Origin of the sequence: Crinalium epipsammum PCC 9333 (genome assembly GCF_000317495.1) — a bacterium.
GTDB lineage: Bacteria > Cyanobacteriota > Cyanobacteriia > Cyanobacteriales > PCC-9333 > Crinalium > Crinalium epipsammum.
Genome location: NC_019753.1, coordinates 1,060,304 through 1,086,265, shown reverse-complemented (window position 1 = coordinate 1,086,265; position 25,962 = coordinate 1,060,304). Strand labels below are relative to the sequence as shown.

The following is a 25,962-nucleotide window of genomic DNA, read 5'->3' as shown; positions in this document are numbered from 1 at the left end:
ATCAGTCGATAATTATATCTGTACAGTTTTTAGTTGATGCCTAAGAACTCAATACTAAAATAACTAATTTCAATAAAATTTATCTACCACAAAGCGGGTACTGATTCCTGTTCATCTGATGCTGTATCGTTGGAATTATTGGGGTCAGTTTCTGTAAAAGTGTTATTTTGTGCAGATTCAACAGCCTGAGTGTTATTTTGACTAGATGAGGTAGTCGTTGTGGGGGAGGGTTCAGTAGAATTAATTTGGTTGACAGTTTCACTGCGGAAGGGATACATCCAGCCAAGCGCCGCACCAACCACACTAGCCAAGCTAACTGCAAGGATAATTCCTACAATCAATTTGTTCATGGTTTTTATTTTTGCTGAGTATTAGACAAAACAATTCACCTTAAACTATTAGTATTTTCGCTAACTTAGTGATAATAAACACTCAATCAAGCGACTGATTTCTCGCCTACTCTTGAGTAAGACAACCAAGACATCGCACTAACTTCAAGGCAAATACTTTTGTACTACAACCCAGCCTGTAATTGAAACCCAAACTAATCCCACAAATAAAGCAATATTTGTCCCATTATGGATAGAACGTAACCAAGCACGTTCAGGCGTAATCATAATGGCGCTACCAGCAGAAAGTAAAACTAACCCTACTACTGCCAAACCTGCTGGTAAGTGGGCAGAATGTCCTAATGTACCAAAATGACCTAGTGTACCGACAATCCCAATTGCTAATAAGAACAAAACTAAACCAACTAGAATTATCCCAGTGATGTTATGAAAAGGTTTTAACCATTTAGGCTGCGGATTTTCTTGTTCTTCTTGGCGGCTTAACATCCATCCGGTAATACCTAAAAGTAAATACGCCAAAACAGCAAAGCCCATCGACCAAGCAGCACTTCTCCACAGCCACAGGAATGAAGGTAAATTCACTTAACAATTAACAATTAACAATTAACAATTATCAATGACCCATGACCAATGAGCAATGACCCATGAGCAGATACCCGTGTTAAGTTTATTTACACCAGGCTACTTCATAGCAATATGGAGTTACCTGATTGAGTAACTCCATACTTATAAAAATTTAAAACGGATTTTAGCAAAGGGTGGATGTTGTTAAAGGTTCTGGGGTGGCAATTATTTTATGATTGACAGGGGACAAAGTTGGGTTATAATCTTTTTTTTCCTGACTTGTTTCTGTAATTGATATTGTTGATATGGTGTCGTTGACAGAAAGCTCTACGCATGGTATATGATCTGAAAGAATCGCACTTGCCATCATGCCAGTGTGAATTTCTAAGTGAGCATCTGCGATCGCCTCAAATACCAAACGTTGCCCTGGAAAGACCACTCTCTCAAAATACCAGTTGGGAACGTTGGTGATCCGAGCAATCTGCATTTGACTTGTGGCATTGACATAGCAGCACAAAATTACATTAGAACCATCCGAAGGTACGGGATCAAGAATCTGAGCCATATTACAGCAGCCTGGGAGCAGATAGGTAACTACATAAAGAAGGCTAACACTGCTAGATCACCGTTAGCTGTAAATTCCACTACCAACCGAGAAATTTAGCTAAATTTGTTTCCAGAGGTATACCAAAAAATCTGCTTTTAGTCTAGAGTAAAAAATTTAGCTATATATACTACCTCAAAGCATCTTAAACTGAAATTTTGCCTCCTCCCCAGAAAAGAAGTTCAGATAGATGGTGTGGTGAAAAAATAGCTGTGCAGAGCAGTCCAGTAAGTTGTATTGTTAAACTTATAGTAATACACTAAAAAACCACCTTTGGGCTGCGGGAATTTTTGATCTCCCATTAGTACCTAAAACATATAAAAAACTGGGTTACGGTATCCAGCCCAATTAGTATGTCATTAAACACTGTTCTGCTAAGTTAAATAGCGGCAAATCTGGATACTAGAAAAATACGATGGAAAATCGCCTTCTATACGTCCGCCTTCCTTGTAACCCTATTTTCCCAATCGGGGTTGTTTATCTAGCTGATTATGTTCACAAGCTGTTTCCCGATGTCAAGCAGCGAATATTTGACTTGGGAACAGTACCACCTCTAGATTTTGCTGGTGCGTTAGAGGCTTGTATAGATGAATTTCAGCCGACGCTATTGGTATTTTCTTGGCGAGATATCCAGATTTATGCGCCTGTGGGAGGTAGAGGGGGAAACCCACTTCAACACGCTTTTGAATTTTACTACGCCAAAAATCCTTTAAAAAGAATTAGGGGTGCGCTAGGAGGACTGCGTGTAACTACAGCTTACTATACAGAACTTTGGCGCAATTTAGGATTAATAAAACAAGGATTAAAACAGGCTCAAAAATATCATCCTGATGCCCGCGCCGTTGTTGGTGGTGGTGCTGTCAGTGTATTTTATGAGCAACTAGGTAATAGTTTACCTGATGGCACGATTGTTTCTGTAGGTGAAGGTGAAGCACTTATAGAAAAACTCTTGCGGGGGGAAGATTTAGAAAATGAACGCTGTTATGTGGTGGGAGAGACAACACCGCGCGATCGCTTAGTTCACGAACAACCCGCTAATATAGAAAAAACTGCTTGCAATTACGATTACATAGAAACAATTTGGTCTGAGTTTCAGTACTATTTGCAAGACCAAGATTTCTATGTAGGGGTACAAACTAAGCGTGGTTGTCCGCATAACTGTTGCTACTGTATTTACACAGTGATAGAAGGCAAACAGGTACGCATCAACCCAGCAGATGAAGTTGTAGCAGAGATGCGCCAACTATACGACAGAGGAATTCGTAACTTTTGGTTTACTGATGCTCAGTTTATCCCTGCCCGTAAATTTATAGATGATGCCGTTGAGTTATTACAAAAAATCCTTGATGCAGGGATGCACGATATTCACTGGGCAGCATATATCCGCGCCGATAATCTCACACCCCAGTTATGTGATTTAATGGCTAAAACTGGGATGAATTACTTTGAAATTGGCATTACCAGTGGTTCACAAGAACTGGTGCGGAAAATGCGGATGGGATATAACCTCCGCACCGTCTTAGAAAACTGCCGTGACTTGAAAGCAGCAGGGTTTAATGATTTAGTTTCAGTCAACTACTCTTTTAATGTAATTGACGAACGACCAGAAACAATTCGCCAAACTATCGCCTACCACCGAGAACTTGAACGAATTTTTGGAGTTGATAAAGTTGAACCTGCTATTTTCTTTATAGGTTTGCAGCCGCATACTCATTTAGAAGAATATGCTTTTCAAAACAATATCATCAAGCCGGGGTACAACCCCATGAGTTTAATGCCTTGGACAGCCAAAAAATTACTCTGGAATCCAGAACCTCTAGGTTCTTTATTTGGTGAGGTATGCTTGCAAGCATGGCAACAAAATCCTAATGATTTTGGGCGCGAAGTAATGCAGATTTTAGAACAACGTTTTGGTTGTGCTGATTTAGAGGAAGCATTAACTGCACCTATTGAGCCAAAATCCAAACAATTGGCTGGTGTGTCTTAGAATTTTAGCCTACAGGTTAAAACCTGGATAAACTCTCAACTTAAAACTCTCTCCCTCTCTTTCCTTCGCGCTCTTCGCGTCTTCGCGGTTCGTTTAATAAAACCCTACCCATGTTAAAAGGCTCAATACTGCAACAACTAGCAGATGCTCATCAATCAGGCTCAAGACCTTTGCGTTTTGGAGTGTATTACAAAAACACTCTGGTTGCCTTGTGTCATGCCTTAGAAGATAGCATCTTAACCTCAAATAGCTCCCCCCAAGTAATTACGGCATTTCAACGGGGAAAATGGTATTTACAAGAAGCAGATAGATATGGAGAAATAGCCGAGAAATCACAACAAATTGTGATTATGGCTTCACCCGATAGCGGTTTTGCGGAACATCCTACCAGTCAACGTAAAAATGTAGCCATAGTTAGTTTAGACGAGGCTGATCCTGTTGCTCAAGAATGGCACTTGATTATTTTTTCACCTACATACACAGCAATGGTGCTTTGTCAAGAACTACCAGCAGCAGATTATGGAGCAGCAGGACAACCAAAAACGGATGTAGAGCGCAAATTTTACGGTTTTTGGACATTTGAACCGCAGTTAGTTAAGGAAACAGTAGAAATAGCGATCGCACATATTGGTAAAGTTGATCCACAACTCCAACAAACCTTAACTGCCCAATTAGAAGCAATTACAGTTGCGGCGAGCGAGGAGCAAGACGACTTAGGGGCGATCGTTGCGCGGGTAGTAAACTATTTACAAACAACCCAGTTGGTTTTAATTCCCGATCAAGAAGATTTGGATAACAACTTAGTTTCCAATGAATTGCAAGCTTTTGTGCGGATGGCGCAGTTAATGGAGTTAGCCAACACAGGCAACCCAATGGCAACAGCCGAAGTGTCGGCGCTGGCAGAAGTGATGGCGCAATTATTGAATTTACCAGCTTGGCAGTTAAAGCGGTTACGATTGGCAGGGTTGTTGCATGGATTAGTTAGCTTACCAACAGATTTTGTGATCCAAAAATCAGAGGAAGCGCCTTGTTGTCCACTTGTACCAGAAGTGCAAGCATTGAGGCGGATGCCCAGGTTAAATGCGATCGCACATATTATCAACCATCAAACCGAGTGGTGGAATGGTACAGGGCAACCTGCGGGTTTAGCTGGTGAAGAAATTCCTTTAGAGGCGAGAATTTTAGGGTTAGTTACCCACTTTGAACATCGCCTGACACAACTGCCAAAAGAGAAACCAGATATTAGTCAGGAGGAGATTTTAATTCAGGTGTTGAGTGAGTGTCAAGCCCAAGCAGGCGATCGCTGGGAGCCAAAATTAGTGGAAACCCTAGCTTTATTAGTCATGGGCTTACAACAAGGTTTAAGTTTACCAGTCAAACCACCTAAAGTTAGTAATGGAATGTGGTTATTAGATATTCCTAGTACTAGCGAATTATTAACGGCTGTAATGGATGCAACAGGGGGAAATCGTGGATCTTGAAGCAATTACTCAGGGTAAAAATAAGCATCTCCCTGGAGCAAACTTAGAAGATGAAAACCTTTCAAACCTAGATTTAAGCAGGATTAATTTAGCTGGCGCTACCCTTGTCGGTACTAATTTTAGTCATTCTAAATTAGAAGGTGCGCGTTTAGAAGGAGCCAATCTTTTAGGCGCTCAAATGGTAGCAACAGATCTGCGGGCAAATTTGTTAGGCGCAAATTTAATGCAAGCAGATTTAACAGGTGCAGACTTGCGGGGAAGTAACCTGCGCGGTGCAAATTTAATGGGTGCGAAATTAACCCAAGCAAATTTAGCAGGTGCTTTTTTAAGTGGTGCAAATTTGATGAGTGTTAACTTGCAAGGCGTTGATTTGCGCGGTGCAGATTTGCGCGGTGCTAATTTGAATGGGGCGAATTTACAAGGCGCAGATTTAAGTCAAGCAGATTTACAAGGTGCGAGTTTAAGTCAAACTAATTTGGAAGAAGCAGATTTACGGGGGGCGAATTTAGCTGGGGCTAATTTAATGAGTGCAAATTTGCTTTGTGCTGAGTTAGAAGGTGCTAATTTGAATGGGGTTAATCTTACAGGTACTTGTTTAGTCGGGACATCTGTAGAGTAGATAACTTAGTCTGGCTATCAAAATTGACTTTGAATTGATTAGCGATTTATCTAATATAGAAACAATTGCAGCCAATATTTTTTGTTTAAGTCCCTTTATGGCTGTTTAGCTTATTTTGACACTAATTGACTTAATAAGGTATTGTTTTGTTCTTGTAATTTAATTGCTTCTATTAAAAGCCGATTATTCTCTTTGATGGCTTCAGTATTAGCCTCAGCAACTTCTATGGATTTTTTCACAATGTCATTTTGTCGTTGAGATGTTTTATTCAGTAATAAAAACAATCCACTTAACAATAGAAGAGGAACAATTAAGGATGTAACAGCCTTCAACAAAAAATCATCTTCACTTGCTTCTTGTTCATTAACATTCTGCGGATTCTGAGCTAAAGTGTAGTTACTATCAATAGTAACTACTTCAGATTGAGCCACTGCCTTATCTACTAGGGGTGCGGACAAGGTGATAGTGGCAAGTGCTACAAAAATGAAAAATTTTATTTTCATATCTATGTTCTGAGCGAAATTTAGATAATTATAAGCTGTTGCGCTTCCCAGTGGCATAATAATTTGAGCGTCATTTTGGAGCAATTAGCGTCAATGAAGATCCCAATGTGGATAATGAAAGCATTGATGCAGATTTAGCCACAGAATATGCTACCAACCATGAGGATAATTAATACTCTTGGATACCTCAGTAAAATCGCTCTTACTGCCATAAATTTTTATCAATTTTATTAAAATCATTAGTATTGCTTAAAAACTCAGTTTCATCGTCGGCTGTCCAAGTTCCAGCCAAAAAGTCAAGATCATGGTAAGTTGTAATCGGATTCTCTGAATCTGTCGAATTTGTCTCAGTAATAAATGTAATAATAACTGGAGTTTGTTCAGCAATATTCTCAGGAACTTCATTTAATTCAATTTTGCCATTTCGATAAATTCCTTTAACTGTTTTTAGCATAAATTTTATCCTTATATAATTCAATATTTGGTTGTCTTGTTATTTTTATAGCGGTTAACGTTAAAATCGCACCCAAATCCTCACCTCTACTCAGGCAACCAATCATCATCTAAAATTTGTGCTAAAGATCCAATTGGTGTAACTGGAAATGTATCAAGAGGTAATTGTGTGCGATCGCTTGCTTCTGATCTGGCTTGATCGTAACACTCATCAAAAATTTCTAGAATGTAAGGTTTCAGACTAGGACTATCTTCTAATTCATCCTGAATCTGTCTGCGAAATGTCCTAATTTCTCCTTTCCAATGCCCCTGATTGCGTTCTCGTTCTGCATCCCAGTATTTTAACTTAAGTAGGTGTTCAAAAAGCCTAATCAATAAGTTTTTAATAGCTCTTTTTTGGCTCCTCCCCATGCTCTCCAATTCCTCAATCAAATTATCTAAATCCACAACAGAAAATTGACCGGTACGCAGTTGGTTAATAGTTGTTTTTATCCAAAGGTAATAATCTTGGTCGTATAACTTCTGAGTCGTTGGTTGTGATTGAGTTACCATACACTTGCTCAATTAATAAGTATTAAATGTAGCACAATTGTCAAAATCTCAACTATTTTATAACTTACGCAAAACAACAAGCGGGCAAGATGCCCGCACTACCTAAAATATTATTTCAGCAAACGGAAAGACTGTTGTAAAGGTTGAATTACACCTAATGCCGATGAATTGCTTTTAGTATATAAACTGGCAACTACAGCAGTTTTATTATTTTTATACTTTACCAAAGTCACGATACTATTAGGAAAAGCGAATCTAGAATCATTAACCCACAATCTATATGCAGATTTCCCATTGATTGTTAGGCTTTGCGTCTTAGTAATTTTAGCGCCATTTTGCTTATAGCTGGCAACTTCTTGATTGATAGCAGTACTAAAAGAGCTATCAACAAAGTAAATATTATTTTTGATATAACTAGCAGAAGCTTTACCCCCGCCTGTTTGTGGTTTGTAATTTGTGATTATTACATATTCTTTATTAGAAGAATCAACAGACCAACCAGAAGGGTATCTAATTGAAAATAGATTAGGTGATGTATAACCCTTAAATCTTGTGGCTGCTTGGACTGGGCTAACTTCTATCCCAGGAATCTGATTAATTACAGGTAACGCCCCTGAAACAGCCACAGTTGATAAAACAGATAAGATAAAAAATTTAGATTTCATAATTTTTTCTCCAAGTTTGATTATACAGATGGATTCACGACGTTTTAGCTAATTTCCGGTAATCAAGACTTGCGAAAATAAATTTATTGAAGTTAGGTGCTAGTGTTAAGTTGCCAAATATTTGTTAAGAAGGATTGCGATATTTAAGCGATCGCTTCCTCATCCATAGCGCGATCGCACTCAAAAACCCCAACCCCATTACTCCAGCCAGAGGATTTTTATCAACTCCAGTAATCCACTCAGGAACAGATCCAGAATATTGCACCATCTGCCCTACATTAATCATGTAGTAGCCCCAGACTAACCCCGCGTGCAAACCAATAGAAATGCCCAAGCGTCCTTTGCTGCCACGCTTCGCCCACACTAAAGTTAAACCTAAAAGTAACAGCGCCGGAAATTGTGGAAAGGTGCGAATAATTTCTGAGATGGGTTTGATAAAATGCGATATAGCAAATATTGAAGCACCTATCCAAAGGCTGATATTCGGGCGGTAATCTCTTTGCAACTCATCTAGCAACCAACCCCGAAATACTAACTCCTCTGCAAAACCAACTCCCAAGGCACTTAATAATCCTTCTAAGATTAGCTGTGGTAAAAACATAGTAGGGCTTTGCCAAGCTACCCAACCTAGCAAACTTTCTAAACCAAATAAACTAAACGTAATTACCACACCCAAACTTAGACCTTTAAGTAAATCTAAATTGTTTTGTGGCTGCGCTGTTACTCCATATTTTTTGAGTAATTGTGGTTGTCGATAAACGTTTTCTCCCCAAATCCTCAGTAAAAACAAGAAATCAGCAAACAACAGCGCCATTGTCAGGATAGTCAACAAATTGCGGACACCAGGACTATCACCGTTACCAGCAAGACCAACTAATAAATAAATTAGCGCGGCTCTCGGCAGCCACAATATCGCTAAAATTAATAAAAATATACCCAGCCTAATTGGGGCAGGGTATTGAGCTACACTAATTAAATTAATTTTCAAGAATTCTTAGTTACTCGTCAGGTTCAATTGTGCTAGTTAAACCGTGATTATTCAAGGTTTCACAGTAAAACTCCGCGTGTTCTAGGGCGCAGGTAATTACTAAAGCAGTACCACTATTATGAGCTTCCATCATAATGTTGACAGCTTGAGGTTGCGTCAAATTAGGCACAGTTGTTATTAATACCTGCACAACGTACTCCATTGGATTGAAGTCGTCGTTATGCAGCAAAACGCGATAACGTGGTGCGATTTTACGAGATGTTGAAGGCTTTTGAATAGTCTCAACAGACACGGCTCTACTCTCTTAATCAGTTAATTACACAGATTTCTAGTTATATAGACAAAATTTTAGCATAGCTTGGCATTACAAGATTTTTTTGGAAAAGCTAAGATCAAAAAGTTAACTTTACTTAACATTTCTTACAACCATGCAGTACAGCCAAGCAACTGCCACCGCCCCGATTCCAGGTACTTATTGGCAGTGGCGTGAGCAATCAATCTATTATGTCAAAGCTGGAAAACGACAGCCAGGGAAGCCTCCTCTACTATTGATTCATGGGTTTGGAGCGTCTACAGACCACTGGCGCAAAAATATCTCTGGTCTGAGTGATGATTTTGAAGTGTGGGCAATTGATTTATTAGGGTTTGGACGTTCTGCTAAACCTGAGTGGCAGTATGGCGGAGAGTTATGGCGCGATCAGCTATACGATTTTATTAGCAATGTTATTGGTCAGCCAGTAGTATTAGCTGGTAACTCTTTGGGAGGCTATTCAGCGTTGTGTGTAGCTGCTCAACGTCCTGATGCTGCTGTTGGTTTGGTGTTGCTCAATAGTGCTGGACCATTCACTGATGCTAAAGTGCCGACAGAACCAAATCCCACGAAGAAGTTTTTTAGCGAGACAACGCGATCGCTTTTTCGGCAACCTTGGGCAAGTTTTCTGTTATTTCAGTATGTACGGCAACGCTCTCTGATTCGGCAAACCCTAGAAAAAGTTTACCTGGATAAGAGTGCTGTTACAGACCAACTGGTAGAAGAAATTTATCAACCTTCTTGTGATCCTGGTGCGCCAAGGGTGTTTGCTTCTGTCTTCAGCAGTCCTCAAGGGGAAAATGTCGATGTGCTGCTTAAGCAACTAACTTGCCCGTTGTTGCTATTGTGGGGAGAAGCAGACCCCTGGATGAATGCTAAAGAAAGAGGAGCAAAGTTTCGTGAGTTTTATCCTCAACTTACAGAACATTATCTCCGCGCTGGTCATTGTCCCCATGATGAAGTGCCGGATCAAGTTAATTCTGTGATGCGTTCTTGGGTATTGTCGATTTTGTGAAAGTGACAGAAATGAGTTAGCAGTAACTAATCACATTGTTTAGATAATTCTATATCAAAGGCAGTTGATTGCCTCTAAGCTTAATCTGCAAAGACTTTTGCAACAAAAATATAACCTAGCGAGATATTGCAAAGTTCTTTGTATTTTTGTTACAAAGTATGAAGAACTCTCGTGGACGCAAAACGGTATGTTTGGTGGCATCACTGGTTTAAAAGATAATTCTGGCGGCGATTGGGGAGAGCGTATGCTCAACACCGTCGCCAGCAAGACCATTCGCCACCTGTTTACCCAGAGTGAGTCGGTAGAGGTGAATGTTCGTTGCTTCCCTTCTAGCAAATTGCTACAGGGCAGCATTGATAGCTTTCAAATGAGCGGGAAGCGCTTAGTAATTAAGCGCGATTTTGGGGTTGAGGAGATGTCATTTGAGACAGATGCCGTTTCTCTCGACTTTAGCTCAGTGCTAAAGGGTCAGCTTTCCCTCAAGCAACCTACTCAAGCTGTTGCACAGGTGATTTTATCTGAAGCAGATTTAAACAAATCTTTCAAAGCAGAATTGGTAACAAAGCGCCTGCAAAATATTGATACACCCGCTTTAACAGATTTATCTGGCGGTGAACCTGTTTCTTTTACAGATGTTCAGGTGCAGTTGTTACCAAATAATCAGTTACGCATTGCTGCTCAAACTGAACTAGCAGAGCATGGAGTTGTGCCAATTAGCATGACTGCTACTTTAGATGTAGAAAGACGGCGGCGGATTTCGTTTAAAAAACCACATTTTGAAACTGATGCTGTGCCTGAGTCCGTACGCGATATTTCTCAGAAGTTATCGGTTGCTTTGGCTGAAATTTTAGATAATATGGTTGATTTGGATCGTTTTGATCTTGATGGGGTGATCTTGCGAATCAACCGCTTGGAAACTCAGGGGAATAAGTTAGTTTTTAGTGGTTACGCCCAAATTGAGCAGGTTCCAGGTAGTAATTGATCGGGAAAAAAGATATAGCATTTATTGCAGAAGTTGGGAAAAGGGCAAAGCTTAAAGGGTAAATAGTTTCCCCTTCCTTTTTTTAACCTGCATTTTTTGAATGGATGCAAGCTATCTATTTTCTTCTTCCTCAGTTTTGCCAAAATTTACCCCCTCTCGATATTCACTTTTATAAGCTAACGCGCATTTAAATTGTACATTTTATAATTGAGAGAAAAGTTATCAAACTCTATACCCCTCTCTCCTCCCTCTCTCAAATATAAAATTTAGAAACACAACAGCTTAGTCAGCTTTTTGCTCTAGTGCTAAATATTCTTCAGGATAATATGTTTTTTTGAGTGTTTGTGTTTGTATAAAATCTATTTAATTATTAAATTTTTTTTTTACTGACAACAGGGTGCGATCGCTCTTTAACTATTGCCCCAAACTTCGTTTAAATCCAAAACAAATCCAGGTAAAACATCTTCCCCTGATAAAGTTACAGGATTATCTAATACTTCCACATCTCGATTTGGTCGATAAATTTCCACTCGTTTATTCTTGGGATCAATTAACCAACCAAGCCTTGCACCATTAGCGATATATTCCCTCATTTTGGTGCGTAGAGGTTCCAGATTATCGTTTTTAGAACGCAATTCCATGACGAAATCAGGACACAAAGGTACAAAGCCTTGTTGCTGTTCCTTTGTGAGTGCGTTCCATCTTTCATTACTTACCCATGCTGCATCAGGAGAACGATCTGCACCATTGGGAAGATAAAAGCCTGTGGAAGAATCAAATGTTTTTCCCAGTTTGGTTTGACGGTTCCATAGCCAAAGTTGCCCAGAAAAATCAGAGTTTCTGTTTGATGTCTCGCCTCCGGTTGGTGGCATAACAATCAATTCTCCTTTTTCAGTTCGTTCTAATTGTAAATCTCTGTTTGCGATCGCTAATTCAACAAACTGCTCATGGGTAAGCGATAGTGTTAACGTCGGTGGGATATTGACGGCAATGGCTTGGGTAAAGTTTGCTTGTGTCATCTTGACAATATTTATCAGAGTTTCTATAGGGTTACGCACAGCTTAACTCTACCTACAAATCATAACTAATTGCTGGGATATGATCTGACTCAAAAATACCCCTAAATTCACATTAAAAAAAGGTAACTTTGACTGTTACCCATTAAAAAATAAGTTAAAGGAATCTAGGTTTAATTACCAAAATTTATTTGATGCGAGCCATTCGCACAACTAGCCATTCCTTACGAGTCTTGCCACAAGGTCCAATACTTTGGCAGTCATCAACATTACGCAACTGATAAGACAACCGAACTTTTTTATTTAAAAATTGTTTTTTCTGCTCACAAATCTCAAAAGTAGCACCGACACTGCGCTCAACTTTTGCCTCGACTACAGTTAAATAACACATCAGATCGCCCTGTTCCATACTTTTTACAGTTACGATGCGTGGCAAGGCTTTTGTAGTTTGAGCAACGGTGGAACTGGCTGTTGAAACAAAGCCTCCCGCCAATAATACTAACGGCAATGATAATTTGAGAAATTTTTGAATTAGCATATTTTTTTAGAAGTATGAGATAGTATAAAAATTATAACTTTTTTTCTAGTTTAAACAAATTATATTACTTCTAAAAGTCACAAATCTTTAATATGGCAAAATTGAAAAATGTCAAATATTTTTTTAAGTAACTCACCGTAATTAAACCTAAAACCCCACCCCCTAGCCCCCTCCCCGAATTTCGGGGAGGGGGTTAATGTGGAGCTACTTACAATAAATTTGAAGCTGATCTAAGGTTACCAAGTGCTACCTTAGTTGATGATTTAAGGGTACTTCATGTTAAACTAATTTTTATGTTAATTTTCTGAAACAAACAGCTTTAATAATGCTAAATTCAGCCAGATCGTAAACCTTGGCAATACTGAAATTAATAGCCAATGCTTTAACATTTTAAGCTAGCTTCTATATCTTTTATATATTCATTAATCATGTGTTTCTTAATGGTCACAGGGGTATATCTGCCAAATGTTAAAAATGACAGACCGACTTCAAGAAGAACTAATAGGATAACGCTAATGTCCTCTAATAATAAAGCAAAGCTATTTTGTTTTCCTAAGACTACCTGACGATTGCTGTTGAAATAAACCAGGTGGTGAATATGCTTAAAATGCCATAAAGGTGGGACTCGCAGGGGAATTCGTGGGATAACATCAATAAAATTGACTACACGATAGCTGCGATCGCCAAAATAATTATTAATTTCATTAGCAAGATCGAATTGAGCAACCCTCGGCGATCCAAAGGTATAAATTCCCCCTATTTTTATAGTTCCATCTAATTCGTAAATTACGGCTTTATAGGCGGCCATTGTTGCTAATGCACCACCTAAACTATGACCTGTAATGTAAAGAGGGGTATCCTTTAGCTGACAAATAGCGTTACTTATGCCGGGACTACCTAACCATTGGGATGTTTCATCAGGAAAAAACTTTTGTTTAATTCCATCTCGCAAAGCACATCCCCAAATATTTTCAACTCCTTGTAAAAATCCTCCATGAGCATAAAGTTTTTTATCTGGTGGTTGAGAAATATTTTTTTTGCTTTCAGCAGCTGTTGCTTGAACTTCTTCTACAATATTTTCGTTAGGAAATAATCTTCTAACAAAGTTGATATCTGTCAAGATATCTATGGAATCATTCTCTGTGCCTCTAAATGCCAAAACTGCAAATGGCTGTCCCGGTTCTACACCAGGATGTTTAGCTAAAAAAGCCTGACTGCCTTGAGCGTCAAAAAAGATAACATTTTCAAAATTAGCTATTTTGAGATATTTAGCAACTGTAATTTTATTTTCATAAGCAATTTGGGAGCAATAAGCTAGCCACCAGGCTATTTGTGGATTGTATCCCTTCTTGTTAGTGTCAAAAACATGGGATTGCCATTCAGGAAAGTATTTAAATGTTTCTGCCATATTAAAGGAGTTTTTGTAGATCTAGTTTGTGGATTACTCACCTGGGGAAATTACGGGCATTAGGGATGATAAAAGATAAAATCTGAATGCGCTTTTGTTAATTATACATATTTATGAGTTTTAATAAATTTTACTGTTTTAGCAATATCCCGAATGTGTTGCTTGTTTGCATATAAAGTAAAATTAGTATACTTACTTGAATTAACTTCCACAGGTTGAGGATAACGGACAATTAATTCAGCAACGCCTTTTTCTGAGCGTGACTGGTCGGCAGAAGGTAAAATTAAACAAGCTGGTTGATTTTGAACTTTTAAACTGAGTATTTGGGGGCGAGAACCATAAGGGCGTAATTTATGTTTCGCCTGAGATTCGCACATTGCTTGTGGGGTTGCTGCATTATTTGCTGATACTAAAAAGAAGCCGTTGCTACCACGAAAGCGTTCTGGTTCTCCTTTTACAGGTTGCCAGTTTTTAGGATATTTAAAGCTAGCTTTATATGTAGAACTGGTGTAGGTTCGCCAATTAGAATTAGATTTTACTTGAGCTTGACTTACCAAAAAGCTATTTTTAGCAATTGCTGGTTGTTGCTCAACTGTGTTAACTTTCTGCGTTGGGTAAGTTTCTATATTAGTTAGGGAAAGAGAGTGACTTTTGCTGTTACCGGAAGCAAGTAAAGTAGCTAGGGGAAGTCCAACTGCAAAACAGAGAATGAAAGGTAGCGATCGCAAAACCATTTTCTATATCTTCTAATCTACTAAACTATAGAATCAATAGTGCGATCGCTTATTCCAGAATCTACTTCCTCATCAGTAATTTTGGCTGTTGAGTTTTGAGTTAATTAATTTCTCACAATTAAAAATCAAAGTAAATATAAGGTAAACCACCTTCGGGAGCCAATAGCCACACAGCAAACAGACACACAGGTACTAACAGCAGCTTTACGTGCCAATTTAACTGTAATTTTAAACCTTTATGAAGACCATAAACAATAGCCATAAATATGCCTAGTAAAATTAATAGCCAAGCTAGTTGCACAGCTTCCAAACCAATTCCTTCTCTATATACTTTTTGCACAAACTGACTATCAGCTTGGTATCCCCATAAATGTGAAAATACCAATCCAGATTGTTTAAGATCCGGTAGTCTAAAAAATATCCAAGTAATGAAAACCATTAATTGGGTAATTAACCATGCAACTATCGCACCACTCCAACTATTCCACCAATGTCTTGCTTGGTCATAACGCATAGATATAGCTTCAGTTAGGCGATGAACTACTAACCCAATACCATGTAATGCACCCCAAACAACATAGCCCCAGGCTGCACCATGCCAAATACCAGCAACTAACATGATAATTAGTAAATTTAGGCAAGTTCTTTGCAACCCCTGACGCGAACCACCCAAAGGAAAATAGAGATAATTTCTTAACCAATCTCCTAATGTTATATGCCATCTCCGCCAAAATTGGGCAATACTGGTAGTGAAATAGGGAAAGTTGAAATTTTCAGGAAGATTAAATCCTAATAAAATAGCACTGCCACGCGCTATATCTACATACCCACTAAAATCTAAATAAAGTTGGAAACCATAAGCGAAAGTAGCTAACCATAAATCTCCGCTACCTGCTCTTTCTAAGTTGCCAGCACCCCAAATTACATCGACAACTCTACCTAAATTATCGGCAACAAGTGCTTTTTTGATAGCTCCACAAGTGATGAGCCACAGACCTTCTGCTATCCAATCTAAGCTAGGGAACTGCAAGGTTTTAAGCTGCTCGGCAAAGTAATGATAGCGGGTAATTGGACCTGAAATAGCTTTTGGGAAAAATAATTTATATGCTAGAAAATTGAGGAGCTTCTCACTCTTCTGTGCGCCACGATAGACATCAATTAAATAAGCGATACATTCAAATGTAAAAAATGATATCCCTAAAGGAGCAATTAGGCGATCGCTAACCCAATTTGCGTATCTTTCAACCACAGGTAAATTAAAAACTGAGGCAATGGTTGTTAATAAAAATGGTATATATTTAAACCCCAACAATAACAATACGTTTAAAGCAATACCAAGTAATAAGATTAAACGCCTTTGCTCTTGCCAACGATCAAGTACTTGCTGCCAACCTTGATTAGAAATCTTGGGATTTTTAGCTTGTTTCCCTAGTGTTGTTTTATCACCAATAATTCTTCCTAAAGCAAAATTAATTACAGCAATAACTATTAGCAGGGGAATATATTGGATTTGTAATGTGGCATAAAAAAATAAGCTAAAAATTATAATTGTGCATAGTTGAAAGGATTGTGTTTGTAAAACATTAAAATATGCACTTCGCACCAACCAATAAATTCCTAAAAGAATTAGGATAAATAGTCCATAGATGGGTGAAACAAAACTCATACTGAATTCAGGTCAAGTGGAAATATTATAGTTTTAAATAGCTACTTTTTAGACCAAGGAATCACGGAATTTTCCGCTAGTGCTTTAGATACTTCAAAAGCGCCATAACGGTTAAGATGACTGGGATCAGAAAACAATTGATTTTGGTCAGACCATAACAGGCTAAGGTCTTGTAAGATTAGTTTATTTTGTTGTTGCTGCTGTTGAATATATTTAATGAATTGTACCTCATATTTTTGACGTACTGGGTCTAAATATTGCTTAGTGAGTGGCACATTAACAAACACTAGAGGGATTTTGTGTTCCTGAAGAAATTGCGTTAAAGCTGCTAATGCAATGTCTTGTTGACCATTTAGCTCAAATGAGTCATAATCGCTGTCATAATCCCCGCTAACTTTGGCATAACGCTTGTAATAGGTAGCTGGCTGGAAACGAATTGACAAGGGGAGGAAGCCATCAACGTCAAAGTTACTAACATTTAGTGAAGTTTCAGGTGAACTAATATTAGATTCGGCAACGGGTGGTTGCGGTGTTTTTGGTATGATACTGGCATACTGTTGACTTAAGACAGTTTTTAAGCGATCGCGCAATGGATAAGTTGTAGAAATTTTCCCTAAAATTTCAATGAGCCAGTTGTTGATAGATTGAAAACTAAAGCCCGAACCGGATTTTTTTGCTGTGTTGGTAATTTTAGAGTTGTCCGTAATATTAGTTGGCGACCAATTACCAGCTAGTAGTTGCTGAAAACCATCGGAAGCTGCGATCGCACTATAAGTTAAATCTACTCGTCCACTGTTAAACGACCGCGCCCCATCTGCCCAGATAATCAATTTGGGTAACTGGTTTTTCGTCAACAAACGGCGAATTATAAAATCTACAACTTGGTTTGTAGCACCGTTAATTCCAAAATTAAATACGCTGATATCCTCGTAACCTTTAGCTGCTAATGCTGCTTTAAGTGCTGTGGGATCAACACCACGCAGAGCGCGAGAACTGCCAACGATTAAAATATCAGGAGTACCGCTCTTAGCACAGATTTGTTGGTAAAGAGCTAACTTTTGATCTAATAAAGTGTTGTTAAATGAGGGGTTATCTGTTTCTGGGATTTGCGCTAACTTAGTAGGATTATTTTTAGCTATATCCTGTGGGACTAATGAGCTAGCACTCATAATTCCAGATGATGTCACCCCAGGGGTAGATGTTTTTGTTTGTTGAGACGCATTCAAGGATTGCTTAGGATCGGGTTTGCGGTCGCTAGTAAAACTATTTTTAGATCCTTCAGTAAACCCTTTTCTGTTGAAAACACTGCTATTATCTATTTTTGATTTCTGCAATGACAACTCAGGTAGCGGGTTCAAATCTATTGCTTCAGCATCAGATTTTTTGGCTGTTGCTACCGCCTGTGTTTGCACCTGTGGCGGTGTTGATGAAAGCTGGCTAACTTTTGCTGGCTGTTGAGATGAACGCAAAAAATAACCAATAAACCAATCAGCTTGAAGTGTTAGTAATAATCCCAACGTAGCCCAAACACAAGCTATTTTTACTGCTTGAGAATTAGCGGAAATTTTCATACCTTCGGTATGAGGAATAGCGCCCGCGTCTTTTAGGTCTGTGCTAGGAATAAATAGCTGAGTAAAACAAAGCCCCTGTTGCAAGATTATTGCTGTATCATTAATCCTTTTTTTAACTGCGGATTTGAAGTTATTTGGATGTAGTTCTGCAAGTGCAGAATTGCGATCTTGTGGACTTTGCGTAACACCAACACTTTCAGCATTTTGTGCAGCTAATTCTGTGTTTGATGTTAAGAGATTGCGGTTGACAAAATCAATTCCGTAATTCCACAAAGGCGATGATTGACCAGCACGACGACCATAGATCCGCACACCAGCAACATTAGAAATTCCTATTTGGCTCAAAAACTTAGCAATTGGCGGCGCGACTTGTTTTTGGAGAGGACAAATCAAAGCTTCGCTCATAATATGCAGCAAATCTTGTTTGCGTTTCAAACTAATCCGAATCCCACCAGTAGCTAAACGCCGATCTAAATCAGGATTAACTAAGCGTTGGATCAAAAATATTAGAGCATCGTGATCTCCCTGTTGGGCTAAGGTTAAAGCAGTAGGAGCTAAAGCTGGATGTATTGATGCAGGTAAATTCAGCCATTCAACCCAAGCTGGATCTTGAGCAGTTGAACCGCTATTAGCTTCAACTGCATAAATATTCGCTGCCTGGATACCTTGGGGAGCTAAAGACTCTAACAAAGGCGCGATCGCACTCAGCGCAACTTGGCGATCTGGAATACCCGCTTCTTTTGTTAATAAACTACAAAATAAATGCAGAGTTAAATCTTTGATTACTACTCGAACTTCTATCCCCTGCGGTGTTAGGGCTTGATTTAACAGAAGTGCGATCGCACTCACATCCCCCCAACGCGCCCAATCTTTCACCATCTCTTCTGGGGGAGTCAAATCTATCCGCCAAAACCAATCTGGGTTAGTTTCAGCGTTGATTTGAGCGCGAACAACCGCATCGCGGAAGCCCTCTAACCTTAAAGCCCGTAAGTGTTGCGCTACAGGTTCAGCCAACAAAGATGGATCAGGGCTGTTACGAGCATCACAAATTACCCACAGCCGCCTTGGTGAACTAATAATAGTAAAGTCTGAAGCTTGCAATCCATCATTGGTAGCAAACTCAACAGTTTCGACTTCATCCTTTTTTTGGAGAATTTGGATCAGAACTTTGACCCGAATACCCAAATAACTCAGATGTTCATTGAGATAGCGGGCGATCGCATCTGGTTGGGCAGAATTAGCTAAACTAACGGTGGGGCGTGGAGAATTAATCATCATATTTGGCGTATTATTCTCCGCTCATTCCTTGATCTGATTTAAAGGGATTTTTTTCGACCCACACGAATTGTTGGCTATTCAACATCTGTATTTATCTGTATTTATGTAGTTACAGGGACATTTTTAGCAAAGTTGCTGGTATAAATTGTAGTTTTTTGATCTTAATAATGCTATAGAAGTAGAAGCACACCAAGAAAAATGGGTGATCTCGTCTTTATGGTAGTTCTAAGTCATTGGTAATTGGTTATGGGTCATTGTTAATTGTTCAGGTCAAGCCAGCAGCATAAATTTACAGCAGTTAAAGCGAGAAATTAAGTAATAAACTGAGATTATACGGGACGATCGCCAAAATGCCATCTTCTAATCAAAACTTACCTATAACAAATCAAGTTAACACTCCTGGGTTATCTATTCCCACAGAAATTTGCTTGACTTTCGCGACTGGTTCCTTTCTAATCGGAATACTGGGATTGCAAACCATCAGCAAGTGCCTACAATCTGCGGGAATGGCTAGTGAAGAAGTATTTCGAGGTGAATTATTACCTATACTACATTTTCCCAATCCCAGCAATTCTTAAGTCAGAACAGCCCTAGTGAATCATCAGTTAATTTTCATGGATCTACCAGTTTGTGTAGGGTAAGACCGATCCTTGAGAAGATTCCTCATACAATACATTAAATTATCTTTGTTGAGCGAGAACCTGTTCTATGAGTTCGCTACTCCATACGCACGATCAGGAATTGACGGTAACATCTGCCTCTGATCTATTTCTGCGCCATCGTCTCAAGGTTGTAGAGGACTTATGGGAGTCTGTTCTGCGACAGGAGTGCGGTCAGGAACTGGTCGATTTGCTCAAGCAATTGCGCTCTCTTTGTTCACCAGAGGGGCAGACTCCTGAATTGCCAGAAACCTCAGTACCAAAGCTGATTGAAAAACTTGACCTCAATTCAGCAATTAGGGCTTCCCGCGCTTTTGCCCTATATTTCCAACTGATTAATATTGTTGAACAGCACTACGAGCAACGGGAACAACAGCTTTCACTGCGGGCTAATCACCATCTTCCGGCGACAAATAAGGCTGTATTACCACCAACATCAGCCACAATTTCCCCTGCGCCTAATATTGGCGACTTAGAGGAGTTGCAGCCTAATTCTCCCAACAATAATTTGGGAGCAGACTTGCTGGAAAAAACTTTGCAAGACAATGGTGTACCACCTAGAGATCAAGGTACTTTCCATTGGCTATTCCCCTACTTGCGCTCTATGAATGTGCCACCGCAACACATCCAGCGCCTACTGAACAATCTAGAGATTAGATTAGTATTTACCGCTCACCCGACAGAAATTGTTCGCCATACCATCAGGGGCAAACAGCGACGAATTGCTCATCTTCTGCAACAACTAGATCAAGCAGAAGAAGGCATGAACAGCTTAGGTTTAAATTATTCCTTGGAAGCTGAAACCTTTGAAGAACAACTAACTGAAGAAATTAGATTGTGGTGGCGCACTGATGAGTTGCATCAATTTAAGCCAACGGTGATCGATGAGGTAGATTACACTCTTCACTATTTTGAGCAAGTTTTATTTGAGGCAATTCCTCAACTCTCTCGCCGCTTAAAACAAGCTTTAAAGGATTCTTTTCCCTGGTTGACTCCTCCAAATCATAAATTCTGCCAGTTCGGTTCTTGGGTAGGTTCAGACCGTGATGGTAATCCATCGGTAACACCAGAAGTTACTTGGCAAACTGCTTGTTACCAACGGGGTGTGGTGCTGGAAAAATATATCCAATCTTTACGGCAACTTACGGATCTTTTAAGCTTATCGTTGCACTGGAGCGATGTTTTACCAGAGTTACTAGAATCTTTGGAACAGGATCGCGGACGGATGCCAGAAGTATACGATCGCCTAGCAATTCGCTACAGGCAAGAACCTTACAGGCTGAAGTTGGCTTATATCTTGGCACGGTTAGAAAATAGTCGCGATCGCAATTCGCAACTTGCCTATGGCGATCATCAAAAATGGCAAAACTCAGACACCTACGCTAAAAGTTTTTACCGCACTGGTGAAGAGTTTTTAGCAGAGTTGCAATTAATTCAGCACAACCTGAAAGAAACAGGCTTAAGTTGCCGTGATTTAGAAAACTTGATTTGTCAGGTGGAAATTTACGGATTTAATCTGGCATATCTGGATATTCGTCAAGAAAGTTCTCGCCATTCGGATACTATCAACGAAATTGTTGAATATCTCCAAGTTTTACATAAGCCTTATAACGAGCTTACAGAAACGGAGCGATCGCTTTGGTTGGCAACAGAACTGCAAACTAAACGCCCATTAATTCCATCTGAACTGCCATTTTCCCAAAAGACTTCTGAAACAGTTGAAAGCTTCCGAATGCTGCGGCAGTTACATCAAGAGTTTGGCTCTCCAATCTGCCAAACTTACGTGATCAGCATGAGCCATGATGTTAGCGACCTTTTAGAGGTGTTGCTACTAGCTAAGGAAGCTGGTTTATATGACCCCAGGACAGGTATCACTAGCTTGCAGGTAGTACCGTTATTTGAAACGGTTGAAGATTTGAAACGCGCCCCAGCAGTGATGGAAGCGCTGTTTGAATTGCCTTTCTATCGGGCATTACTTGCTGGAGGTTATGAAGTTGCTCAAGCTAATAGCGAACAAACACAACCCCAAATTATTAATTCTCAATCCCAAACACCAATAAAATCTTCATCAGCTATCACACCTCACTTACAAGAAGTGATGCTTGGTTATTCTGATAGCAATAAAGATTCTGGTTTCTTAAGCAGTAATTGGGAAATTCACAAAGCTCAAAAAGCTTTGCAGAAAATTGCAGAAAAGTATAATCTTAATTTACGCATTTTTCACGGGCGCGGTGGTTCCGTAGGTCGTGGTGGTGGACCTGCTTATGAAGCGATTTTGGCTCAACCAGGTCATACAATTAAAGGCAGGATTAAGATTACAGAACAGGGAGAAGTATTAGCTTCTAAATACTCTCTACCAGAATTAGCTTTGTATAATCTCGAAACAGTTACAACGGCTGTGATTAAAGCGAGTTTGCTCGGAACCAGCTTTGATGATATTCAGCCTTGGAACGAAATTATGGAAGAATTGTCAGTGCGATCGCGGGCTCATTATCGCTCCCTAATTTATGAACAAACAGATTTAGTAGACTTCTTCCACCAAGTCACACCAATTGAAGAAATTAGCCAACTGCAAATTAGTTCTCGTCCCGCCCGTCGTGGTGGTAAGAAAGATTTAGCCAGTTTGCGGGCTATCCCTTGGGTATTTAGCTGGACGCAAAGCCGTTTCCTACTACCTTCTTGGTATGGTGTTGGTACAGCCTTGCAGGAGTTTTTAAACGAAGAACCAGACGAAAACCTCAACCTGCTGCGCTACTTTTACTTCAAATGGCCGTTCTTTAAAATGGCAATCTCTAGAGTAGAGATGACTTTAGCAAAAGTTGATCTACAGATGGCTCACCATTACGTGCGTGAACTATCTAAACCTGAAGATATTGAACGTTTTGAAGCTTTGTTTGATCAGATTGCCAAAGAATACAATTTGGTTTGCGAACTTGTGCTGACTATTACTGGTCATAAGCGGCTTTTAGACGGAGACCCAGAATTGCAGCGTTCTGTACAGTTACGAAATGGTAGCATTGTACCTCTGGGTTTCTTACAAGTTTCTTTGTTGAAACGTCTGCGAGAACACGGCAAGCTTACGACAACTGGTGTTGTACACTCCCGATATAGTAAGGGTGAATTGCTACGTGGAGCCTTATTAACTATCAACGGGATTGCTGCTGGTATGCGAAATACAGGCTGATCAATTAACAATTATCAATTAACAATTGCTCGGAAGCAAGCCTAGCGTTTTGAGTTAAGCAAATCCGGCATTATTTCAACAATAAAATTTTAGTTGTAGGATCACTAATAATTGTTCATTGTTAATTGATAATTGTTTAAAAAGCGGGTCTTAATTTGTACTTTTGTGGCGCTAACATCTGGATTATCTGGTGCATACTTAGGCGGAAAAATTAATCTCCTTGCCCATCAAAATCAGTGCAATCAAAACACAAAACAGTACTTATTATTACCAAAAATTAATCAAGTCTGCCAAGTCTTGGTAACACCCAACGCCGTTTGGCAGGGTAGCACTACTGGCTTATGGATGGGGACGATTTTGGGTGCTTTTGTCGGTGGCTTGGCAACACGCCATCCACCCGATGAAGATATTTCTAGCGATGCGGTTAAAGACAAGGATCAGGAGTAGAAATGCACCATAGATTAGCTATCAGATGATAGCTGACTGCTGATAGCTATAAAAGAGAGAGTCGGACATAAGCCGGGTTCTGTTCATCAAACGTGGCTTTCACCACCTTTGAGGGCAGTTATCTATCTGGGACGCTTGTTACCAAACGCCTCAAGCGGTTTTAACATCGGAACCGGAAAAAGACCAACCTTGGTTCCTTCCTTGCTCCCAACCGGGGTTTACCGAGCCAGCACCTCTCGATGCTGCTGGTGCGCTCTTACCGCACCTTTGCACCCTTACCTGTTAGCTAATTGCTTCATCGGCGGTATGTTTCTGTGGCACTATCCTCACGGTCACCCGCACTGGGCGTTATCCAGCAAGTCTGGTCTTTGAGGAGCCCGGACTTTCCTCAGATTTACCTCAACAGTAAATCCGCAACTGCCTGCGCCTACTCTCTCCCTATTCCAGTTTACTAAATTTAATCAAACTTGCTTAACGATTTATAGCAGATGGTTTTGGCTGAAGTGCGTCTGTCCAAGGCAATTTTTCAACTGTAAACTGGCAGGATAATGTATAAAAACCGATAGCAGGGTTTACCTGGACTGGATCAAATATTTTTATAAATAATCGCAGGTAAAATTGTTCACCTTTTTCAGAGGCTTGTTCAAACCTTTTAGGCTTAAATAATGAAGAGGCAATTTCTAACACTCCATTGGAGTCGCGCTTGAGAATATCTTCTGCTGTAAGCCGCTCTTTGAGTGTTTGGGTGGCGGCAATGATGCTAGATGCTTGGGGTTGGAATAAATCGAGTGTCATACCAGGTATTAACCGGATTACCCGTCGCGATCGCCCATCGAAATCTGTTAAAGAGCTTTGATCCCAATCTACACTAATTGAAGCTGTTTCAGATTTATTTTTAATAGCAACTTGCAAATCGCGCAGGTGATCTGTTTGGTATCGCTCTTTCAACTTAAATTGAATACTAATTAATGATTTTAGTTGTTGTGCTTCTAATTGTGAATCTAGAAATTCTTGATTAAATTTAATTCTCAGTTGGTTATCTATAGACTTAATCGCTCGGTAAAATACATAACTGACTGAAATAAAGTAAGAAGTGAAAATCAGTGAATTCCATTGATTATCTGGTATATAAATATTAAATATTTTCACTGGGAATTATCTAAAAAAAATCCTAAACCATGAATTACTATTTTGATCTCTAGCCAAATCTATTATTTTTTTTGATAGTGGAAAAATTTTCAAACCATCCACGTTTCCAGAAAAATATTACTAGACCCAAGGCGATCGCACCCATAAATGCTAAACATAATGGATAACCCAAATACCAGTTAAGTTCTGGCATATTCCAGGGAGATTTTTCGGTATTAAAGTTCATTCCGTATATTCCTGCAACAAAAGTTAAAGGGATAAAAATACTAGAAATAACGGTAAGTAGTTTCATTATTTCATTCATTTTATTACTAATAGAAGACATATAAACATCCATTAATCCAGAAGATAATTCGCGGTAAGTTTCCACCATATCCATTACTTGAACAGCATGATCGTAACAATCGCGCAGATAAATTCTTACTTCCTCACTGATCAGATGACTACCATCTCGAATTAATGTATTAATAGCATCTCGCTGAGGCCAAATAGCACGACGCAGGGCTAATAATTCTCGCCGAAGTTGATATATTTTATTTAAAGTTTGATGTGTGGGATTAGATACAACTTCTTCTTCTAATTCCTCAATGCGCTCACCATAAGTTTCCAATACAGGAAAAAAACCATCAATAATTGCATCTAAGAGGGCATAAGCTAAATAATCAGCGTTATTTTTGCGAATCATACCTTTAGCAGTACGAATGCGATCGCGTACAGGTTTAAAGCAGTCGCGCTGTGGTTCTTCTTGAACCGTCAGCAAATAATGTTTCCCTAGAATGAAACTAACTTGTTCACTATAAAAGCCATCGGCTTTTTCTTTTGGCATTACCATCTGCGTAATAATTACCAAATGGTCATCATAGTCCTCTACTTTAGGGCGTTGAGGGACATTAACTATATCTTCCAGCACCAAGAGATGCAAATTAAACACTTTCCCCAAGCGGAGCAAGATTTCTTCACTGCCTAAGCCTAGTACATCTACCCAAGATACTGACTCTGTATCTAAGTATAAAGCGCATTCTTCGGGTGTTTCTAGTACTATGCGGGTTGCTGTTTCTTCGTTGTAATCAATTAATACAATTTCCGGCGGCTGTGCATCGGTCTTAACTCTGAGAGTTCCTGGTAGGCTCCCTGGTTGGTCATAGAAGTATTCAAATAAATCTGCTTTTTCTTGAATAGATTGATTAACCAATTGCATAGGCTGTATGCGTGTTTCTGTCATATAACTTAAGATTTAAT

At 39.4% G+C, this 25,962-nt stretch carries 25 protein-coding genes and 1 other RNA gene; 8 read left to right on the top strand and 18 right to left on the bottom strand.

Features of this window, described 5'->3' with window-relative positions; translation table 11 throughout:
• Window positions 1-83: 83 nt before the first annotated feature.
• The 3 genes from CRI9333_RS04655 to CRI9333_RS04645 all read right to left on the bottom strand — a co-directional run bounded on the left by CRI9333_RS04655 (window position 84) and on the right by CRI9333_RS04645 (window position 1,479).
• Complete coding sequence (locus CRI9333_RS04655) at window positions 84-350, bottom strand: hypothetical protein (RefSeq protein WP_015202006.1); 267 nt, start codon at window positions 348-350, stop codon at window positions 84-86.
• A 144-nt stretch (window positions 351-494) separates the two neighbouring features.
• A complete protein-coding gene (locus tag CRI9333_RS04650) occupies window positions 495-932 on the bottom strand; it encodes a DUF4079 domain-containing protein (RefSeq protein WP_015202005.1) in 438 nt (145 codons plus the stop codon).
• Window positions 933-1,098: 166 nt separating this feature from the next.
• Window positions 1,099-1,479, bottom strand: coding sequence for a DUF1830 domain-containing protein (locus CRI9333_RS04645; RefSeq protein ID WP_015202004.1), 381 nt, complete (start codon window positions 1,477-1,479; stop codon window positions 1,099-1,101).
• A 454-nt stretch (window positions 1,480-1,933) separates the two neighbouring features.
• Between CRI9333_RS04645 and CRI9333_RS04640 the strand changes: the two genes are divergently transcribed.
• The 3 genes from CRI9333_RS04640 to CRI9333_RS04630 all read left to right on the top strand — a co-directional run bounded on the left by CRI9333_RS04640 (window position 1,934) and on the right by CRI9333_RS04630 (window position 5,605).
• On the top strand, window positions 1,934-3,505 hold the full coding sequence (locus tag CRI9333_RS04640; RefSeq protein WP_015202003.1) for a photosystem II high light acclimation radical SAM protein: 1,572 nt from the start codon (window positions 1,934-1,936) through the stop codon (window positions 3,503-3,505).
• Between the two features lie 110 nt (window positions 3,506-3,615).
• Complete coding sequence (locus CRI9333_RS04635) at window positions 3,616-4,986, top strand: DICT sensory domain-containing protein (RefSeq protein WP_015202002.1); 1,371 nt, start codon at window positions 3,616-3,618, stop codon at window positions 4,984-4,986.
• A complete protein-coding gene (locus tag CRI9333_RS04630) occupies window positions 4,976-5,605 on the top strand; it encodes a pentapeptide repeat-containing protein (RefSeq protein WP_041226351.1) in 630 nt (209 codons plus the stop codon). Before CRI9333_RS04635 ends, CRI9333_RS04630 begins: the two co-directional genes overlap by 11 nt.
• 110 nt (window positions 5,606-5,715) lie before the next feature.
• On the opposite strand, the gene CRI9333_RS04625 is transcribed toward CRI9333_RS04630, so the two are convergent.
• The 6 genes from CRI9333_RS04625 to clpS form a co-directional block, all read right to left on the bottom strand.
• Entirely contained in the window at window positions 5,716-6,108 is a 393-nt protein-coding gene (locus CRI9333_RS04625; protein WP_198013622.1) for a hypothetical protein, read from the bottom strand.
• A 202-nt stretch (window positions 6,109-6,310) separates the two neighbouring features.
• The gene (locus CRI9333_RS04620; protein WP_015201999.1) at window positions 6,311-6,562 is read right to left on the bottom strand and encodes a hypothetical protein; all 252 of its coding nucleotides are present in this window, start codon (window positions 6,560-6,562) and stop codon (window positions 6,311-6,313) included.
• 86 nt (window positions 6,563-6,648) lie between these two features.
• Complete coding sequence (locus CRI9333_RS04615) at window positions 6,649-7,113, bottom strand: DUF29 domain-containing protein (protein ID WP_015201998.1); 465 nt, start codon at window positions 7,111-7,113, stop codon at window positions 6,649-6,651.
• A 110-nt stretch (window positions 7,114-7,223) separates the two neighbouring features.
• A complete protein-coding gene (locus CRI9333_RS04610) occupies window positions 7,224-7,778 on the bottom strand; it encodes a PsbP-related protein (protein WP_015201997.1) in 555 nt (184 codons plus the stop codon).
• 124 nt (window positions 7,779-7,902) lie between these two features.
• Window positions 7,903-8,766, bottom strand: coding sequence for a CPBP family intramembrane glutamic endopeptidase (locus tag CRI9333_RS04605; RefSeq protein WP_015201996.1), 864 nt, complete (start codon window positions 8,764-8,766; stop codon window positions 7,903-7,905).
• 10 nt (window positions 8,767-8,776) lie between these two features.
• The gene (gene clpS, locus CRI9333_RS04600) at window positions 8,777-9,058 is read right to left on the bottom strand and encodes an ATP-dependent Clp protease adapter ClpS (protein WP_015201995.1); all 282 of its coding nucleotides are present in this window, start codon (window positions 9,056-9,058) and stop codon (window positions 8,777-8,779) included.
• A gap of 136 nt (window positions 9,059-9,194) precedes the next feature.
• On the opposite strand from clpS, the gene CRI9333_RS04595 reads away from it, so the two are divergent.
• Together CRI9333_RS04595 and CRI9333_RS04590 are read left to right on the top strand one after the other, a co-directional pair.
• The gene (locus CRI9333_RS04595; protein WP_015201994.1) at window positions 9,195-10,091 is read left to right on the top strand and encodes an alpha/beta fold hydrolase; all 897 of its coding nucleotides are present in this window, start codon (window positions 9,195-9,197) and stop codon (window positions 10,089-10,091) included.
• Between the two features lie 187 nt (window positions 10,092-10,278).
• On the top strand, window positions 10,279-11,073 hold the full coding sequence (locus CRI9333_RS04590; protein ID WP_015201993.1) for an LmeA family phospholipid-binding protein: 795 nt from the start codon (window positions 10,279-10,281) through the stop codon (window positions 11,071-11,073).
• Between the two features lie 410 nt (window positions 11,074-11,483).
• Here CRI9333_RS04590 and CRI9333_RS04585 read toward each other — a convergent pair whose 3' ends face one another.
• From CRI9333_RS04585 to CRI9333_RS04560, 6 genes are all read right to left on the bottom strand, one after another.
• Window positions 11,484-12,092 (bottom strand): Uma2 family endonuclease, encoded by a 609-nt coding sequence (locus tag CRI9333_RS04585; protein WP_041226349.1) that lies wholly within the window; start codon window positions 12,090-12,092, stop codon window positions 11,484-11,486.
• A gap of 184 nt (window positions 12,093-12,276) precedes the next feature.
• A complete protein-coding gene (locus tag CRI9333_RS04580; RefSeq protein ID WP_015201991.1) occupies window positions 12,277-12,627 on the bottom strand; it encodes a hypothetical protein in 351 nt (116 codons plus the stop codon).
• A 382-nt stretch (window positions 12,628-13,009) separates the two neighbouring features.
• Window positions 13,010-14,035 (bottom strand): lipase family protein, encoded by a 1,026-nt coding sequence (locus CRI9333_RS24725; protein ID WP_015201990.1) that lies wholly within the window; start codon window positions 14,033-14,035, stop codon window positions 13,010-13,012.
• A gap of 101 nt (window positions 14,036-14,136) precedes the next feature.
• Window positions 14,137-14,769 (bottom strand): hypothetical protein, encoded by a 633-nt coding sequence (locus CRI9333_RS24720; protein WP_015201989.1) that lies wholly within the window; start codon window positions 14,767-14,769, stop codon window positions 14,137-14,139.
• 118 nt (window positions 14,770-14,887) lie between these two features.
• Window positions 14,888-16,435, bottom strand: a complete 1,548-nt coding sequence (locus tag CRI9333_RS04565) for an MBOAT family O-acyltransferase (protein WP_015201988.1) — start codon at window positions 16,433-16,435, stop codon at window positions 14,888-14,890.
• A 41-nt stretch (window positions 16,436-16,476) separates the two neighbouring features.
• Entirely contained in the window at window positions 16,477-19,284 is a 2,808-nt protein-coding gene (locus CRI9333_RS04560; RefSeq protein ID WP_015201987.1) for a hypothetical protein, read from the bottom strand.
• Between the two features lie 350 nt (window positions 19,285-19,634).
• Between CRI9333_RS04560 and CRI9333_RS04555 the strand changes: the two genes are divergently transcribed.
• The 3 genes from CRI9333_RS04555 to CRI9333_RS04545 all read left to right on the top strand — a co-directional run bounded on the left by CRI9333_RS04555 (window position 19,635) and on the right by CRI9333_RS04545 (window position 23,574).
• On the top strand, window positions 19,635-19,862 hold the full coding sequence (locus tag CRI9333_RS04555; RefSeq protein ID WP_015201986.1) for a hypothetical protein: 228 nt from the start codon (window positions 19,635-19,637) through the stop codon (window positions 19,860-19,862).
• A gap of 130 nt (window positions 19,863-19,992) precedes the next feature.
• Window positions 19,993-23,127: a phosphoenolpyruvate carboxylase gene (gene ppc / locus CRI9333_RS04550; RefSeq protein WP_015201985.1), complete on the top strand. Its 3,135-nt coding sequence runs from the start codon at window positions 19,993-19,995 to the stop codon at window positions 23,125-23,127.
• A 165-nt stretch (window positions 23,128-23,292) separates the two neighbouring features.
• Window positions 23,293-23,574, top strand: coding sequence for a hypothetical protein (locus CRI9333_RS04545; protein ID WP_232229385.1), 282 nt, complete (start codon window positions 23,293-23,295; stop codon window positions 23,572-23,574).
• A 53-nt stretch (window positions 23,575-23,627) separates the two neighbouring features.
• Here CRI9333_RS04545 and rnpB read toward each other — a convergent pair.
• The 3 genes from rnpB to corA form a co-directional block, all read right to left on the bottom strand.
• Window positions 23,628-24,008, bottom strand: an RNA gene (rnpB, locus tag CRI9333_RS25265) — RNase P RNA component class A.
• A 37-nt stretch (window positions 24,009-24,045) separates the two neighbouring features.
• A complete protein-coding gene (locus CRI9333_RS24715; protein WP_015201983.1) occupies window positions 24,046-24,723 on the bottom strand; it encodes a hypothetical protein in 678 nt (225 codons plus the stop codon).
• A gap of 49 nt (window positions 24,724-24,772) precedes the next feature.
• Window positions 24,773-25,945, bottom strand: a complete 1,173-nt coding sequence (gene corA / locus CRI9333_RS04535; RefSeq protein ID WP_015201982.1) for a magnesium/cobalt transporter CorA — start codon at window positions 25,943-25,945, stop codon at window positions 24,773-24,775.
• Window positions 25,946-25,962: the final 17 nt, after the last annotated feature.